Genomic DNA, 18,376 nt, shown 5'->3' on the forward strand with positions numbered 1-18,376 from the left:
CTAATCCTGCCCGCTCGGATTCGCCTCGTAGTCTCACACACGTCATGTGTACGCGCTAATTGGGTTGCGGCTCGGCGCGTCGAACCGGCGACCACCGCACACCCACTCGGGACGGCCACCAGTTCGCCCGTCCGACCAGCGCGGCGATGGCCGGAACTGTGATGGTGCGCACCAAGAATGTGTCCAGCAAAATTCCCACGCCGATCACGAAACCGCCCTGGACCACGGTGCCGATGCTGGAGAACAACAGACCGCACATCGACGCAGCGAAGATCAGACCTGCCGCAGTGATCACACCGCCTGTCGAACTCAGGGTGCGAATGATGCTGTAACGCATGCTGTGTCCAGACTCCTCACGCATTCGCGAGACGAGCAGCATGTTGTAGTCGGCTCCCACCGCGACCAACACCACGAACGCCAGCGGGGGCACGCTCCAATGTAATTGCTGGCCCAGTATGTATTGAAATACGAGTACGCCAATACCTACCGCCGACAAATACGAAATAACCACGGAAGCAACCAGATACAGCGGCGCGACAATCGCACGCAGCAGTGCGATCAAGGTCAGAAGCACGACGAATAGGGTTACCGCGATGATGAACCGGATGTCGTGTTGGTAATAGTCGCGCGTGTCCTTCAGGCCGACGGTGTATCCCGACATCGATATCGTGGCGTCCGCCAACGCGGTATTCGGTTGGGCCGCGCGAGCGGTCGTACTGATCGCGTTGACCTGATCCATGGCTTCGGTGCTGAACGGATTCAGTTTGGTTTGAACCAAATACCGCACCGAGTGGCCGTCTGGCGAAATGAATACCTTGGCCGCCTTCTGGAACTCCGCTAAATGCAGCAGCTGGGGCGGGATATTGAACCCGGCCATTGCCGGTTGCGCCGCATCGCGTTTCAGCGATAGAAGGAACGCCGCTGACTCACCGAGCCCGCTACCGAGCTGTTTGACTTGGTCGACGAGTTGAGCCACCGCGTCGGCCACTTGCCGGCTCCCGCCGGCGAGTCGGTTTGCGCCATCTTGGACACTGTTCAAATTCGCTTGCAGGCCACCGGGTTTGTCCATCCCCATGGAGTGCATCACGTTGGTGAGCTTCCCCAATGCTGCACGTACGCGGTCGGTCGACGATTTGAGAGCCCGTTTGTCCGGGTAGTCCTGCAGTTGGTGGGCCAAATCATTGATCGCGTCGAGGTCTGCTTGATCGCGCGAACCGACCAGCTGCTCGAATGTCCCGCGGGTGGCGCTGCACGATTGATCGGCGTCGCAGACCGGGTTGCCCTGCAGCGCCGTCAGCACCGGGCCAATCCAGGCGAACACGTTCTTGGCCGCCGAGAAGTTCCAGCCCATCGCATTGCTGAGCGAGTTGACATGGTCGACGAGCTGGGCCGCGATGTCGACCTGTTTAACCAGCGCGTCGCCGCTGTACTGGCTCTTCGCCGACGCGAAGGCGTTCTCCAGTTCCTGCAGGCTGGCGGCGAGCTGGGTGACCTGGCCGCGCACATCGCCGAGGCTGTTGGCCAGCGTGCCGGCCCCTGCGACCAGCCGGTTGAGGTCACCGGTGTGATCGTTGATCATGGTGGACCCGCCGGCCAGCAGGGTGCCGACAGCGCCCGCCTGATAGGTGGCGCGGAATTGCTCTGGCACATCTCCGGTGGGACGGGTAATGCCGCTGACTGCAGCGATATTCGGCAGTTGGCTGACGCGGTCCGCCATCTGTTCCAAGTCTGCAAGGGCCTTCGGTGTGCGAAGGTCATGCGGTGACTGGATGAGGATGTACTCCGGAATGGATTGATTCACCGGGAAATGACGATCCAGCGCGGTATACCCGACGGAGCTCGGAGCAGAAGACGGCAGGGCCTTGCGGTCGTCGTAGTTGTAGCGCACCAAGCCGGCGCAGCTGGCCAGGATGATCAGCACGAGCACACTGGCAACAAGATTGGCCTTGGGCCGGCGAACGATGCGGATGCCCGAACGCCGCCAGAACCGGGCGGTCAGTTCGCGCCGTGGCTTGACCCAGCCCCGTGGCCCCGCAAGCACAAGAATTGCCGGCAGCAACGTCACCGCGGCGAGGAACGCCACACCGATCCCTATCGCCGACGACGCCCCGACCGTTTTGAACACTCCCATTCGGGCGAAGCTTATGAGGAGAAATGTGATTCCGACGGTGGCGGCGGATGCGCCGATCACTTTTCCGATCGAGATCATTGCGCGCCTGATCGCCTGGTCGAAATCCGCACCTGACCGCAGATAGTCGTGATAGCGGCTGATCAGAAACACCGCGTAATCCGTTCCGGCGCCTGCCATTATGGCGCTCAGAAATACGATGGACTGGTTCGAGACGCCCGAGCCAGTCAGTTGCGAGTAGCCCGCCACCACCGCCTGCGCTATCACCAGGGATATCCCGATCGTCAGCAACGGCAGCAGCATGGTGACCGCGCTGCGGTAAATCACCAGCAGGACGATGAGCACCAGAATGGCGATCGCCAGCTCGATCGGAAGTCGATCATGATCGCCCGCGACCGTGAGGTCGGCGACGGTTGCCGCAGGCCCGGTGAGGTTCGCCGTCAGGGGAGTTGCGGCGACGTCGCGTTTGACGATGTCGCCGATCCGGTTGAAGGCGGCGTACGACTGTGGAGTGCCCAACTCGCCGGCGACGCCGACCGGCAGCACCCAAGCTTTGTGATCCTTGCTGGTCACGACCGAGCGAAGGGGCGGCGTGCTGATGAAATCCTGCACCATCAAGACATCTCGCGTGTCCGCGCGCAGCGCGTCCACCAGTTTGCGGTAAGTGGCTTCGTCGCCTGCGCCAAGCCCCTTGTCGTCGGTCAGGACCACCAGCAGGAGGTCTTCTGAGCCCGATTCATGAAACGCCGCAGTCATGTTTCGAGCGGTGACGTTCGACGGTGCATCGCTGGGCAAGATGGCGAGTGGATGCTTCTGGGCCATCTCGCCGAGGGAGGGCAGTGTCAGTGCTAGCGCGACCGCGATCGCGACCCAGACCCCGATTACTGCCCATGGCCACCGCACCACAAAATCGGCTAGCCGTCGCATATCGCCCTCGCTTGCTGCACGCTACGCAACGCGACCCCAGTGCCCGCTACCAGCGACCCGACCGCACACGGATTTCATCGCCGCCAGGTAACGGCTCACTGATTTCTGTGCGACCGGGTTGTCGGGATGCATGATCGCCATCACCGTGCCCTCTCCGTACCGGAATATGTAAATGGTCAGTTGATACGAATACCGGCCGTCGGGATAGATGCCGATATTGTTCGCCAGCCCCAGGTCGGCTGCGGCAAGAATTGCGTTGAGTGGAGCGGCGCCGCCATGCAAGAAGTTCGACACCGGAAAGTTCGGCCGTGGCCAGTTCAACCACGGCGCTAATTCCAATACGCGGTAGTAGGGCACCTTCGCCATGTCCAGGCCTGAATCGAACGAAGCCTGCGCTGCCCATGCGGCATCGCCGAATGAGGCCGCGGCTATGGGCACGGTAATCGGAATCAAGCCGGTGAACCAACCCTGTGTCATGAAATTGTCCGCGCCGGTGCGGGAATCCCTGGGAGTGAGCCCGTAATACGTGAGAGCGCCGGTGAATTCGTGCTCGATCAGTGCGAGGCAGGCGAAAAGGCCGCCGACGAAGCGCGCGCCGGCCGCCGTGCACGCTGATTCGAATCGCTCCGTCTGGGCCGCGTCCATCAGCAATTCGGAGGCCATGTCACTGCTACTCGACTCCAACGGGTTGCCCAGTGGGAGTGGGAATTCAGGGAAACCGCCATTGTTGTTGTCGGCGAAGTCAATCCACGCACGCACCTCAGGCGAATCGACGGTCAACGTTGACGTGTAGTCGCGTTCGCGGCTGCAGAAATCATCGAAGCTGCCGGCATCGGGAAGAACAAGGGACTCGCCGCCTCCGCTCAACGCCGTATACATGCCGTTGGCCTCCATCATCGTTGTGCCGATCAACGTCGCGTCCCCGTGGACATGATCCATGGCGGCAAAGAACGTGAAGTGGGCCTCGCTTTGGATGATCCCGAAGGTGAAGCAGCCCCACTCCAGCGGATTCGGTATGGCCACGACATGGGCGTGTATTTCGTCAACCGTCATGTGGCCGTGGTCGATTGGCGTGAATTCGATATCGGCTGGATCGCTGACGGTATGCCTGACGAACTCTCCGTCACCGGTGTGCTCGAACCAACTGCGGAACGTGTCGTGCCGACGCAGGTAGGCGTTGACGGCATGGTCCATCGCGGAAACATCACAACTCCCAGGTAATTCACAGGTCGCGATGATCTGCCGAGAAAAATTCAGCCCCGCGGCCGCCCGTTCACAGTAGTTACGAAGATGCTGGCCCTGCATGTAGCTGACCGGTACGGAGCTGACCGGTGCGTGTCGGACCTTGTCTTTAGCGGCGGCCGTCGGGTGCCACGAGGTGACCGAACCCGGGGTCAACGTCCAATCATGGAGTGCGCCGATCGTAATCTTCCCGATGCGCAAAACTACTTCCCCCTGGTTTGAACGGTTCCGGTCCGGCCACTGGTGGCGACACCAAGATAACCCGCCCGGAGATCGCCTCCGCGGGCATGCGCGAGCCAACGCCTACACTCACTCACGGATCCGGCGGGCGGTTGTGGCGATCAAACGGCCGGGCGGGGGACGCAGGGCGGCAGCCGCACTGGCTGTGGTCGCGCGGTGCGGGCGTCGCAATTGCAGTGCCCGCCTTCGGAAGTTGATTCCGAAGCGCAACCGGTCTCCCGCGAGGATCGAATCTTGACCGGCCAAGGGAGGACAAGCGCATGGCATCTGTCGAAAGTCTGAGCGAGCCGGCATCGGGTGTTGCAATCATCGGCTATGCGGCGCGTTTTCCGGGTGCTGCGGATGCGGATGAGTTCTGGGATGTGTTGTCGCAAGGCCGGGATGCGATATCGGAGGTGCCGCAGGACCGGTGGGATGTCGACGAATTCTACGATCCGGAACCCGGTGCGCCCGGCAAGGTCGTGACCCGTCGTGCGGGTTTCGTCGATGACGTGACCGGGTTCGACGCGCCGTTTTTCGGTATGTCGACGCGCGAGGTCAGATTGATGGACCCACAGCATCGGATCTTGCTGGAGACGGCATGGCGCGCGGTAGAGCATTCGGGCACCGCGCCAACGGCTCTGGCTAACACCAACACTGGTGTCTTCGTCGGTTTGGCCACCCATGACTACCTGGGAATGGCATCCGACGAGCTGACGTACCCCGAGATCGAGGCCTACATGGCCATCGGGACGTCGAATGCGGCGGCGGCGGGCCGGATCAGCTATCGGTTGGGGCTGCAGGGTCCGTCGGTGGCCGTCGACACGGCGTGCAGTTCGTCGCTGGTGGCAATCCATCAGGCGTGCCAAGCGCTGCGCTTGGGCGAATGTGATCTCGCGCTGGCCGGTGGCGCGAACGTCCTGCTCACCCCGGCGACCATGATCACGTTCTCGAGTGCGCACATGCTCGCGCCCGACGGCCGGTGCAAGACATTCGACGCCGCCGCGGACGGCTATGTGCGCGGCGAGGGCTGCGGCGTCATCGTGGTCAAACGCCTCGAGGACGCGATTCGCGACGGCGACCGGATTCGTGCCGTGATCCGCAGCAGCGCGATCAATCAGGACGGCGCATCGGGTGGATTGACGGTGCCGAACGGCGTTGCCCAGCAAAGGGTCATCGCCGACGCGCTGAAGCGCGCCGACCTCGAACCACGCGACGTCGGGTACCTGGAAGCGCACGGCACGGGGACATCGCTGGGCGACCCCATCGAGGCCCAGGCCGCGGGTGCGGTGCTCGGCGCCGGACGCGAGCCCAGCGAGCCGCTGCTGATGGGCTCGGTGAAAACGAACATCGGACATCTGGAAGCTGCCGCGGGTATCGCGGGTGTGATCAAAGTCATACTGTCGCTCGAGAACGAGTTGCTGCCGCAGCACCTTCACTTTCAGAACCCGTCGCCCCACATTCCGTGGGACCGGCTTGCGGTGCAGGTTGTCAAGGAGGCCACCGCCTGGGAACGCAACGGGCGCCCGCGCATTGCGGGAATCAGCTCATTTGGGTTCGCCGGGACCAACGCTCACGTGATTCTCGAAGAAGCGCCCGAGCAAGCGGCCCCGCCCCCCGCTGCACCGGTTCCGGTCGGGCAGCTCGGTGACCGACGGTTCAGCATTCTTCCGCTCTCGGCGCGAACACCCGCCGCGTTGGTGCGGCTCGCCGACGAATACCGCAACTGGCTGAGCGCGCATCCGGAGGCCACCCTGGCCGACGTGTGCTTCACCGCCGGGTCGGGGCGCGCGCACTTGGAGCACCGCGCCGCGTTGGTGGTCAATTCGAGAGAATCTGCCTTGGAGCTACTTGGCGCACTCGCGGACGATCGCCCGGCGCCCGGCTTGTTTCGCGGAGAATCCCATGACACACCGAAAACGGCGTGGCTGTTCACCGGTCAAGGCAGCCAGTACCCCGGCATGGCCCGCGAGTTGTTCGACACCGAGCCGGTGTTCGCCGAGACGCTGAATCGTTGCGCCGGCGCGGTTGCCGACGTTCTCGAAAAGCCTTTGCTGGAAAAAATTTTTGATGTCGACAGCCCGGACAGCGAAGCGGCGCTGCGACAGACCTCCTACGCACAGCCCGCCTTGTTCGCGGTGGAGATGGGCCTGGCCCGCCTCTGGCAGTCGTGGGGCTTCGAGCCCGACGTGGTGTTGGGCCACAGCGTCGGCCAGTATTCGGCGGCCTGCGTCGCGGGCGTGTTCGGTCTCGAGGACGGCGCGCTGCTGATGGCCGAACGCGGTCGTCTCTTCGGCAATTTGCCTGCCGGTGGCCGAATGGCCGCGGTGTTCACCGCCGCCGAGCGCGTCGAGCGCGTGACCGACGAGTTCCCGAACCTGTCGGTCGCCGCCTACAACGGTGCTAACACCGTATTGTCCGGGCCCGCAGGGGATCTGGAGAAGGTGGTAGCTGGACTGGCGGCCGACGGTGTCCGGTGTGAGTGGTTGGACACCAGCCACGCGTTCCACTCGGCGCTGCTGGACCCGATTCTGGACGACTTCGAGTCGCATGCGCAGCGATTCAATTTCGCTGCGCCACAACGGATTCTGGTTGACAATCGCACTGGCGCCGCGCTCGGCCGGAGCGTGAAGCTCGATGGCGCCTATTGGCGCCGTCACGCGCGTCAACCGGTGGAATTTGCCAAGAGCGTGCGGACCCTTGCCGATCTGAATTGCAAAATGTTGCTCGAGATCGGCCCACGGCCGGTGCTCACCGCCACAGCCCTGAGCGCGTGGCCTGACCCGGCCACCTCGCCGCGGGCGATCACGTCGCTACGCCGAAACACCGCCGACCACCGACAGATCACCGAAGCCGTAGCCGACGCATATGTGTTGGGCCACCTACCCGAATTCGCCACGCTGCGACCCGCGCACGCGCGCAAACTCGACCTGCCCACCTATCCGTTCGAGCGCCGCCAGTACTGGTTTCGAGACAATCAGGATCGCGCCAACCAACAGCAGCGCATTGGCGGCCCACGTACCGAAGCCATCCGTCTGCTCGAGGACGGCCGGATCGAGGAACTCGCGGCCCTGCTCGACGGCGCGAGCGGCGATCTTCAAACCCTGCGTGTGCTGACCAAGCTTGCGGCGCAACACAACCAGCAGCGGACGACCCAGGCGATAGCGGACGACCGCTACGAGATCTGCTGGGAGAAAGCCCACACGCCGCTCTCCGGCGTGGAAGCCGGCGAGGGATCTACCTGGCTTCTCATCGGTGAGGATTCGCCCGCGGTTCAGCCGCTGGTCGACGCGCTCACCGCACGTGGACAGCAGCCTCGGTTCATCGGTTTGCCCACGTCCGACGCCGATGAGGAAATGCTCACAGATGCGTTGCGCGCTGCGGCAGCAGAGGATTCGACGCTGCGTATCGTGCACGTTGCGGCCGTGGACTCCGAAACCCAGCCATCGATGCAGTCGCTGTTGCGGATGCAACACCGAATCCTGGGCGGAACTCGGCGGCTCTGGCGCGCTGCCGTCACCGCCGACCTGCGCACCCCCATCTGGCTGGTAACCCGTGGCGCACAGCGAGTCACCGATGCGGACTCCGTGGCGCCGGACCAGAGCTGCATGTGGGGCTTCGGACGTGCCGCATCGCTGGAGCATCCGCAGGTGTGGGGTGGACTGGCGGATCTGGCCCAGGGCACTGCCGACGAGTGGGACCGGTTCATCGGTCGGGTCACGACGTCGCACGAGTCGGCCTCGCGCGAAGACCAAGTGGCGCTGCGTGATCAAACGATCTACGTGCCCCGGCTGGTTCGGCGGGTCGGCCAGCCGACCGGTGCGCCGCTGGAACTGCGCACTGACGCAACGTATCTGGTGACCGGTGGGCTGGGTGCGATCGGACTGGAGATTGCCGGATACCTGGCCGCGCACGGCGCCGGGAATCTGGTCCTGACCAGCCGTCGTGCGCCGGGCGAAGCCGTGCAACGGCGCATCGACGCACTGGCCGCACTGCATGGCTGCGAGGTCGGAGTCGTCACTGCCGACGTCGCCGACGCCCACGACGTCGCCCGCCTGTTGGCCGGCGTGCGGAGCGAACTGCCGCCGTTAGCCGGCATCGTCCACGCCGCGGGTGAGATCGGCACCACCCCGCTGAGCAAGCTGGACGACACGGAAGTCGATCGCGTCTTCGCCGGGAAGGTCTGGGGTGCTTGGCATCTGAGCGAAGCCGCCGCCGATCTGAAGCTCGACTTCTTCATCAGCACCTCCTCGATCGCGTCGGTTTGGGGCGGATTCGGTCAGACCACCTACGGTGCGGCCAACGCATTCCTCGACGGGCTGGCCTGGCGCCTGCGCGAGCGGGGCGTCTGCGGGACCAGCGTCAACTTCGGTCCGTGGTCGGCGGGCATGGCCGACGCGGAGTCCCGTGCGCGACTGGATCAGCGCGGGATCGCGACGTTGTCACCTGCCGATGCGCTGGCGGGGCTGGCCGACGTTGTCGCGTCGTCGGTGCAGGGTGTCGTCGCCCGGATCGACTGGGCCCGCTTCCTGCCGCTCTATGAGCAGGCCGGCAGGCGAGCATTCCTGACGGAGTTGGAGCGCGAGGTGCCCGATGCGGTGCCGGTCGTGACGCCGTCGGGGAAGACCCAGCTGGTCGAGCGGCTCACGAACGCTCCGGTGCAGCAGCGCAAGAAGCTGCTGACCGATTATCTGCGCGACGCGGTAGCGGACGTGACGCGGGTCGATGTCACGGAAGTCCGCGAGGATGCGGGGTTCTTCGACCTCGGCATGGATTCGCTGATGGCCGTCGAGATGCGGCGCCGCATCGAGCAAGGGGTGGGCAGGGAGATACCCATCACCCTGGTGATGGATCATCCCCGACTGTCCGACGTGGCCGACTACCTGCTCGGCGACGTGCTCGAGCTCAGTGAGCAGGCATCCGCCGGATCACGGACTGCGCTGGCGTCAACGGTGACGACACGCACGGACGAACCGATCGCGATTGTCGCGGTGTCGTGCCGATTCCCCGGAGCGCCGGACCCGGAAGCATTCTGGGAGGTGCTCTCGGGCGGTGTCGATGCGATCCGGGAAGTCCCCGAGGACCGATTCGACATCGACGAGTTCTACGACCCGGATCCCGATGCTCCGGGCAAGACCTACACGCGTTTTGGCGGATTCCTCGAGGGAATCGACGAATTCGACCCTGAATTTTTTGGCATCTCTCCGCGCGAGGCGGTCTGGATCGAACCGCAACAGCGGCTGACGCTCGAGACGGCGTGGGAGGGTTTGGAACGCGCCGGGTACTCACCAGGGGCGTTGCGCGGCAGCCGGACCGGCATTTTCGTGGGCGTTGCCGCCAACGAGTATGCGCACCTGCTGTCCGCCGAGTCGATCGACAAAATCGAACCTCACTTCATCACCGGCAATGCGCTCAACGCCATTTCCGGTCGGGTCGCCTTCGCGCTGGGACTCGAAGGACCGGCAGTGGCCGTTGATACGGCATGCAGTTCGTCGTTGGTGGCCGTCCACCAGGCGAGCCAGGCATTGCGGTCCGGTGACTGCGATTTGGCGTTGGCCGGCGGTGTGAACGTCTTGCTTTCTCCCGTGACAGTGGTCGCCGCTTCACGCGCCAGGATGCTTTCCCCCGGCGGACGGTGCAAGACCTTCGATGCTTCCGCTGACGGCTATGTGCGCAGTGAAGGCTGCGGGATGCTCGTGCTCAAGCGACTGAGCGACGCGATGCGCGATGGCGATCGGGTCTGCGCCGTCATTCCCAGCAGCGCGGTGAACCAGGACGGCGCCTCGAGCGGTCTTACGGTGCCCAATGGTGGTGCACAGCAGCGCCTCATCGGGACGGTGCTGGCCCGCGCCGGTTTGGCAGGCGGGGATGTCGACTACCTCGAGGCGCACGGAACGGGCACCCCGCTGGGTGATCCGATCGAGGTACAGGCGGCCGCGGCCGCCTATGGCGCCTCGCGCGACGCCGATCGACCGTTGCTGATGGGATCGGTGAAGACCAACATCGGCCACCTCGAATCCGCTTCTGGGGCCGCCGGTTTGATCAAAATCGTGTTGTCGCTACAAAACGAGGTGCTGCCGGCCAGCCTGCACTTCGAGAATCCGTCGCCACACATCCCGTGGGACTCGCTGCCGGTGCGGGTCGTGGACAAGGCGATTCCGTGGCACGCCAACGGCAGGCCACGGCGCGCCGGCGTGAGTTCCTTCGGGTTCACCGGCACTAACGCGCACGTACTGATCGAGGAGGCGCCAGCAGAATCGGCGCGTGCCGACGAGCACCTCGCCGACGACGTCGCATCGGAATCTGCGGCGGAAGCTCGGGCTGAACAGACAAGCGTGCTACCGCTTTCCGCGCGGTCACCGGAAGCGCTGGTGGCGCTGGCGCAGCGGTATGAGACATGGTTGGGCGCCCACCCGGATGTGGACCTCGCCGACGTATGCCGCACCGCCGGAACCGGGCGCTCGCATTTCGAACACCGCGCCGCGCTGGTCGTGCATTCGCTTGAGGCCGCGCGCGAGGGCCTGGCCGAACTGGCCGCGAACCGCCTGCGACCCGGTGTGGTTCGTGGCGAGCACAGAAACCACCCGACGACTGCGTGGTTGTTCACCGGCCAGGGCAGCCAGTATCCGGGGATGGCGCGTGAGTTGTTCGACACCGAGCCGGTTTTCGCCGAAACCGTGACACGATGTGCGGACGCGGTCAATGACATGCTGCCGCGTCCGTTGCTGGAGGTGCTATTCGCCACCGATCGCGAAACCGGTGGCCAGGCCGGAGAAGCATTGCGGCACACATCGTTTGCCCAGCCGGCGCTATTCGCCATCGAGATGGGCCTGGCCCGTTTGTGGCAGTCGTGGGGCATCGAGCCGGACGTGGTGCTGGGGCACAGCGTCGGCCAGTATGCAGCGGCATGCGTGGCCGGAGTTTTCAGCCTGGAGGACGGCGCACGGCTGATGGCCGAGCGCGGCCGGATGTTCGGCAGCCTGCCCGAAGGCGGGCGAATGGTGGCGGTGTTCAACGACGCCAAGCACGTCGAGGAGATCGCCGGCGAATTCCCGCGGGTGTCCGTCGGCGCCTACAACGGACCCAACACCGTGCTCTCGGGTCCGGGTGAGGATCTCGAACAGATCGTCACCAGGTGCACCGACGAGGGGATCCGCTGCACCTGGCTGGAGACCAGCCACGCCTTCCACTCGGAACTGCTGGATCCGGTGCTCGATGAATTCGAGTCGTACGCAGCGCAGTTGGAGTTCGCTCCGCCGACGTTGCCGCTGGTTTGCAACCGCACCGGCGCCGTGCTCACGGCCCAGACACCGCTCGACGCGGGGTATTGGCGGCGGCATTCCCGCCAGCCGGTGCAGTTCGCCGAGAGTGTGCGCACCGTAGCGGCGCTGGGATGCTCGGTCGTGATGGAGATCGGTCCGCAGCCGGTGTTGACCGGCGCCGCGGTCCAGGTCTGGCCGGAGCACCTGGCCGCGCCGCGGGCGATCGTCTCGCTGCGCAAGGGTGTCGGCGACCGGCGTCAGATCGCCGACGCGCTGGCCGCGGCTTACGTCGGTGGCCACCGACCCGATTTCGCTGCATTGCATCCTCAGCCCCGTCGTCGACTCGAATTGCCCACCTACCCGTTCCAGCGCCGCCGCTTCTGGCCCAAGACGTCCGGCATCACCGTCGACGGGCCCGCGGTATCCGGAATCCTGGGCAGTGCAAAGGACCTCGCCTCCGGTGACACGGTGTACACCAGCCGATTGTCCGTCAAATCGCAGCCGTGGCTTTGCGACCACGTCATCTACGGCACGGTCGTCGTCCCTGGGGCGACGTACGCGGCGATGGCGTTGGCCGCGGCCGGTACGCCGGCGCGGGTGAAGGACGTGTTCTTCTACGAGCCGATCATCTTGCCCGAGAAGGCTTCCCGCGAGGTGCAGCTGACGTTGCACCCGCTGGACGGCGACGGTGAGTCGAGTTTCCAGGTGCACAGCCGCCCGTACGGTGAACGCGGCGCCGAATGGTCGTTGAACGCCGAGGGCACGGTCGTCGCCGGAATTGATGAAGAGCCGGTGTCTGGCAATGATCCGGTCGACGAAGCGATCGAGCGATTGAGCCGCATGCGTCCTCAGGAGTTGTTCGAGACGTTCGCCGACTTGGAGCTGGCGTGGGGGCCCGCCTGGTCCGGTTCCCTGAAGTCGCTGTGGCTCGGCGAGGGTGAAGCGATCGGCGACATCCTGGTCGGCGAGGAGCTCGCCGAACAGCTCGGAAGCGAGCCGATGCACCCGGTGCTGATGGACCTGTGCACCGGAGTCGCCTTCCCGGCCTTCCCGGCCCTTCTGGCAGCCGAACAAGGCGTCAACGATCTGTTCCTGCCGTTGCGGTACGGGCAGGTGACGCTGCGGGAGAAGATGCCACGGCGGTTCTATTGCCGGGCGCGTTGGCACAGCAGCGAACTCAACAGCGAAACCCAGGTATTCGACCTGGATTTCGTCGACCGGGATGGCCGTAAGCTCGGGGGGATTCGCGAGTTCACGGTCAAACGTGCACCCCGCGAGGCGTTGCTGCGCGGCCTCGGCGGCGACGCCACCCGGCTGCTCTACACCCTTGGCTGGCATGAGGTGCCGCCACCGGTGCCGAGCGACGGCGCCGCCGGTGCGAACGGCACCTGGCTGATCGCCGGATTCGACGAACTGGCCGCCACCATGCCGGGCTGCATCCCGTTCGACCGGGCAGGAGATCCGGAGCCGTTGGGACAGCTGCTGGTTCAGGCTCACGAGCGCGGTCTGCCGTTCGCCGGCGTCGTCTGGCGCGGCACCGGGCCGAATGCGGACGAGTCGAGCGCCGATGTCGCCGCGCGGGTCGAGACCGAGATCGCCAACCTGCTCAGCGCCGTGCACGCCGTGCAACGGGGCGAGGTGAAACTGCCTGGCGGACTGTGGATCGTCACCGAGCGAGCCGTGGCATGCGAATCCGGCGAGCCGGTCGACCCGGTGCAGGCGGCGTTGTGGGGGTTCGGGCGCACCACGATCAACGAGGAACCGGCGCTGCGCGCCAAACTGGTCGATTGCGACGGATCGGCGGAGGCGGTGCGGGCACTGGCCGACCTGTTGGCCACGCCGGTGGACGAACCGGAACTTGCGCTGCGCCAAGGGAAGCTGCTGGCTTCGCGGTTGTTGCCCTGGGCACGCAGCGGTCACCTCACGGTGCCGCGCGGAGGCGACTACGTCCTGGCGCCCACCGAACGCGGCGCGGTCGACAACCTGCGGCTTACCGAGGCGGACGTGCCGCCGCCGGACGAGGGTTACGTGCAGGTCCGGGTGGAAGCCGCCGGCCTCAACTTCCGGGATGTGCTCAACGTTCTCGGCCTCTACCCGGGCGACCCCGGACCGATCGGCGGGGACTTCGCCGGCGTCGTCACCCAACTGGGCTGCGGCGTCACCGGACTCGAGGTGGGCCAACGCGTCTACGGCTTCATGCAGGGCGCGTTCTCCAGTCGGTTCAACGTGCCGGCCCAGCTGTTGGCGCCGATCCCTTCTCGGGTGAGCGCGGTCGAGGCAGCGACAATCCCCGCCGCGGCGCTGACGGTCCGGCTCGCGTTCGACTGGGCGCAGCTGCGGCCCGGTGACCGGGTGCTCATCCACGCCGCCAGTGGCGGTGTCGGACTGGCCGCGATCCAGATGGCTCAGCAGTGCGGCGCCACCGTCTTCGCGACCGCCAGCACCTACAAGCGCGCGACGCTGCGCAAGCTGGGTGTGAAATACGTCTACGACTCGCGCACTACGGATTTCGCCGACCAGATCCTGGCCGACACCGATGGCGCCGGCGTCGACGTCGTGCTCAACAGCCTGACCAGTGAGGGGTTCCTCGAAGCGACCGTACGGGCCACCGCGCACAATGGCCGTTTCGCCGAGATCGCCAAGCGCGACATCTGGACGCCGGAGCAGATGGCGCAGGCCCGTCCCGACATCTCCTACGAGATCGTGGCGCTGGACACGGTGACCTTCCAAGAGCCCGAACGTATTCGGGGCTTGCTGACCGAGGTGTCGCAGGGATTGGCCAACGGTGAGTGGACGCCACTACCCGCAGAGATCTACCCGCTGACCGAAGCCAGGGCCGCGTTCCGGCGCATGCAGCAAGCGCGCCACATCGGGAAGATCGTGGTGCAGATACCGAACCCGCTCACACCCCGGGCCGATCGAAGCTATCTGATCACCGGCGGGCTCGGCGCGATCGGTCTGCACACGGCGTCGTATCTGGCCCAACTCGGTGCCGGTGACATCGTGTTGACCAGCCGGCGCGCGCCCGATGCGGACGCGCATCGGCTGATCGAGGAGATCACCGAGCGCCACAAGTGCCGCATCCACGTCTTCGGCGCCGATGTCGGCGACGAGGCCGAGGTCGCCAAGCTGTTGGAGCGGATCCGCGCGGAGTTGCCGCCGCTCGCCGGCGTGGCCCATTTGGCCGGTGTGCTCGACGATGCGCTGCTATCGCAGCAGACCCCGGAGCGGTTCCGAACAACGTTGGCGCCCAAGGCGTTCGGCGCCTGCCACTTGGACAGGTTGACGAAGGGCGACGATCTGGACTTCTTCATCGTGTCCTCCTCGGTGTCCAGCTTGTTCGGTTCACCCGGTCAGTCCAACTACGCGACCGCCAACGCGCTGCTGGACGGCTTGGTCGCGCAGCGGCGGGCGCAGGGCTTGCCCGCCACCGGTGTCAACTTCGGTCCCTGGGCCCAAGGCGGCATGGCCTCTTCGGACGCCGCGACCGCCAATATCAGTGCGCAGGGCCTGATTCCGCTGGAACCCTCGGCGGCGCTGAGCGCTCTCGCCGAGGTCGTGGCCAATGGAACCGGGCAGGCAACCGTCATCAAAGCCAACTGGCAGCGTGCCGCCAAGGTGCTGGGCAGTTCGCGTCCCGCGATTCTCGACCTCGTGTTGCCCAGTGCCGTCGGCGAGGTGACCGGTGACAGTGAGTTGCTCAAGCAGCTGCAGGAAATACCGGTGCCACAGCGCGCGGGCTTCGTGACCGAATTCCTTCAGCGCGAGGTGCAGAACTTCCTGCGGCTTGCGCAGCCGCCCGCGGCAACCAGTCGGTTCCTGGACCTGGGCACGGATTCACTGATGGCGATTGAACTCCGCAACCGGCTGCACAGTCAGTTCGGCGGCGCGTTCACCATCAACGCGACCGCCGTATTCGACTATCCGACCATCGGGGGGCTCGCCGAGTATCTCGTGGGTCAGCTGCCCGAGTCGGATTCGCCGCCGCAGGAGGCCGAATCGATTGCGGCGCCGGAGTCGAGTCCGGAACCGGTTGCCGGGCCAGAGTCGGGCTCGGAATCTGTTGCGGCCCCGGAGCCTGCCACGGACGAGTAGGGCGGGTGGGGGTCGTCGACGCCGAGCGTGTGCTGAGGGCATCGAGTGTGCGGTGAGGGTGGGATCGATCGGCGTGTCGCCGCCCTCGACGCACAGTCAACGCCCCAGGCGCACACCGGGCCTAGAGATCACAACGCGCGAATCACGTGCCATCGGCTAGAGCCGGGCCAAGTCGTAGTCGCCGAGGTGGTCGATCAGGTTGTGCAGGTGGTCACCCGAGGTGCCCAGGGTGTGCTCGATCGCGGTGAGCCGGGCCGCGTAGTGGCTGACCGGATATTCCGCGGTCACACCGATTCCGCCGTGCATCTGGATCGACTCCTGCGCGATGTGCCGGCCCGATCGGCCGATCTGCACCTTGGCGCGCGACGCGATCAGCGGGTCGAGGTTGCCGTCGGCGATCGACATCGCGGCGTACAGACTCATGCTGCGCGCCAGTTCCAGCGACACGTACATGTCGGCGGCTCGTTGGGTGAGCGCCTGGAACGTGTTGAGCGTGACGCCGAACTGCTTGCGGGTCTTGAGGTAGTCGGTGGTCAGGCGTAGCGCTTCCTCCATCGCCCCGACTGCCTCGGCGCACAACGCCGACTGGATGCGGACGATGGCTCCGCTGATCGCCTGCGACGCGTCGACCGCTTCGCCCAAGGGTTCGGCGGGTGCGCCGTCCAAGTCGACCTGCGCGCCGCGTTGTCCGTCGAAGGTCCGGTAGGGATGACGAGTGACGGAGCTCGCGTCGACCAGGAACAGGCCGGTGCCACCGTCCGGCAACGCGGCGCTGACCACCAACGCGTCGGCGCAGTCACCGGCGAGCACCGGGTTCTTGCGCCCCGTCAGCGTCCATGAATCACCTTGCCGTGCGGCCTGAGTCGTGACCGTCGTGGTCGGCTTGCGGTGGCCCGGTTCCACGTGGGCGAACGCCAGTAGCCGTTGGCCGGCCGCGACGTCGTCGAGCTGTTCTTTCTGGGCGTCGGTGCCCAGCTCGGCGATCAGCGCACCCGGAGCGAGCGCAGCGTGCAGGATCGGTTCGGGAGCCAACCGGCGCCCGGCCTCGGTCAGCACGGCCATGATCTCGATCTGGCCCGCCTCGTCCGGATCGAAGCCCAGGCCGAGAATCCCGGTGTCGGCGAGCTGACTCCAGACCTCGCGGCTCCAACCGAGATCGGAGCCGATGACCTTGATGCGGCTTTCCGGGTCGTAGCTGCGCGACAACAGGTCGCGGGTCGTGTCGCGCAGCAGGCCCTGCTCGTCGGTCAACTGAAAGTCCATGGCTGCCTCACAATCCCAGAATGGTGGACGCGATGATGTTGCGCTGCACCTCGCTGCTGCCGCCGTAGATCGACGTCTTGCGGTAGTTGAGGTAGTGCGGCGCACTGTGTTGCGCCCAGTCCGGAGACGCAATGCCTTCGCCGTCCGCGGGCAGCGCGTCCGGTCCGGCCACCTCGACGAGTAGCTCGGTGGCTATCTGCTGCAGTTGACTGCCACGCAGCTTCAGCACCGACGACGCCGGGTTGGGCTGCCCGTCCGCGGAATCGGTGACCACCCGCGACTGCGTGAGTTCCAGTGCCAGCAGCTCATTTTCGGCCTCGGCCAGCCGGGCCGCGAACAGGGGATCGTCGAGCACCCCGGCGTCTGCCGCGAATTTCTTCACCTCGGCGAGGCGCACTTTGGTCCGCCCCACGCCGGCGATGCCGGTGCGTTCGTTGCCCAGTAGGAACTTCGCGTAGGTCCAGCCCTGATTCTCTTCTCCGACAAGCTGGTCGGCGGGTACGCGAACGTCGGAGAAGAACAACTCGTTGACCTCGTGGCCGCCGTCGATCGTCTTGATGGGCCGCAGCGTGATGCCCGGCGTCTTCATGTCGAACAGCAGGAACGAGATGCCGGCCTGACGCTTGGGCGCCTGCGGGTCGGTGCGCACCAGGCAGAAGATCCAGTCGGCGTACTGGCCCAGCGTGGTCCAGGTCTTCTGGCCGTTGACGACGTAGCTGTCGCCGTCGCGGACCGCGGTGGTGCGCAGCGAGGCCAGGTCCGAACCGGCCTCGGGCTCGGAGAAGCCCTGGCACCACCAGATGTCGAGGTTGGCCGTCGGCGGCAGGAAGCGTTGTTTGATTTCCTCCGAACCGAATTCGGCGATCACCGGGCCGACCATCTTGGTGTTGAAGTTCAGCGGCTCCGGCACGCAGGCCAGTTGCATCTCGTCGGCCCAGATCTGGTGCTGGGTGGGCGTCCAGTCCTTGCCGCCCCACTCGACCGGCCAGTTCGGAACCGCCAGACCGTGCTCGTGCAGGATTTTGTGACTGGTGACGATGTCATCGCGGTTCGCTTCGGCCGAGCCCTGGCGCACCCGGTCGCGCATCTCCTGCGGAATCTTGGTGGTGTAGATGGTGCGGAGTTCGTCGCGGAACGCGGCTTCCTCCGGTGTGAGCGCCAGTTGCATGCAGACTCCTTTGCCTGGGGTTGAGCGTGGCAACCGCATTTACGACGATGGGCGTCGGAGTCAGGTCGCGTG

5 protein-coding genes are annotated in these 18,376 nt (G+C 65.6%); 1 reads left to right on the plus strand and 4 read right to left on the minus strand.

Features of this window, described 5'->3' with window-relative positions:
- Positions 1–55 precede the first annotated feature (55 nt).
- Both ACZY0B_RS03325 and ACZY0B_RS03330 read right to left on the minus strand, forming a co-directional pair.
- Positions 56–3,055 (minus strand): MMPL/RND family transporter, encoded by a 3,000-nt coding sequence (locus ACZY0B_RS03325; RefSeq protein WP_463762555.1) that lies wholly within the window; start codon positions 3,053–3,055, stop codon positions 56–58.
- A 21-nt stretch (positions 3,056–3,076) separates the two neighbouring features.
- Positions 3,077–4,498: a condensation domain-containing protein gene (locus ACZY0B_RS03330; RefSeq protein ID WP_463762556.1), complete on the minus strand. Its 1,422-nt coding sequence runs from the start codon at positions 4,496–4,498 to the stop codon at positions 3,077–3,079.
- A gap of 299 nt (positions 4,499–4,797) precedes the next feature.
- On the opposite strand from ACZY0B_RS03330, the gene ACZY0B_RS03335 reads away from it, so the two are divergent.
- Entirely contained in the window at positions 4,798–15,873 is an 11,076-nt protein-coding gene (locus ACZY0B_RS03335) for an SDR family NAD(P)-dependent oxidoreductase (protein WP_463762557.1), read from the plus strand.
- Between the two features lie 156 nt (positions 15,874–16,029).
- Here ACZY0B_RS03335 and ACZY0B_RS03340 read toward each other — a convergent pair whose 3' ends face one another.
- Positions 16,030–17,136: an acyl-CoA dehydrogenase family protein gene (locus tag ACZY0B_RS03340; protein WP_463762558.1), complete on the minus strand. Its 1,107-nt coding sequence runs from the start codon at positions 17,134–17,136 to the stop codon at positions 16,030–16,032.
- Between the two features lie 7 nt (positions 17,137–17,143).
- Complete coding sequence (locus tag ACZY0B_RS03345) at positions 17,144–18,304, minus strand: acyl-CoA dehydrogenase family protein (protein ID WP_463762559.1); 1,161 nt, start codon at positions 18,302–18,304, stop codon at positions 17,144–17,146.
- Positions 18,305–18,376: the final 72 nt, after the last annotated feature.

This window comes from Mycobacterium sp. IDUB_19, assembly GCF_055419445.1.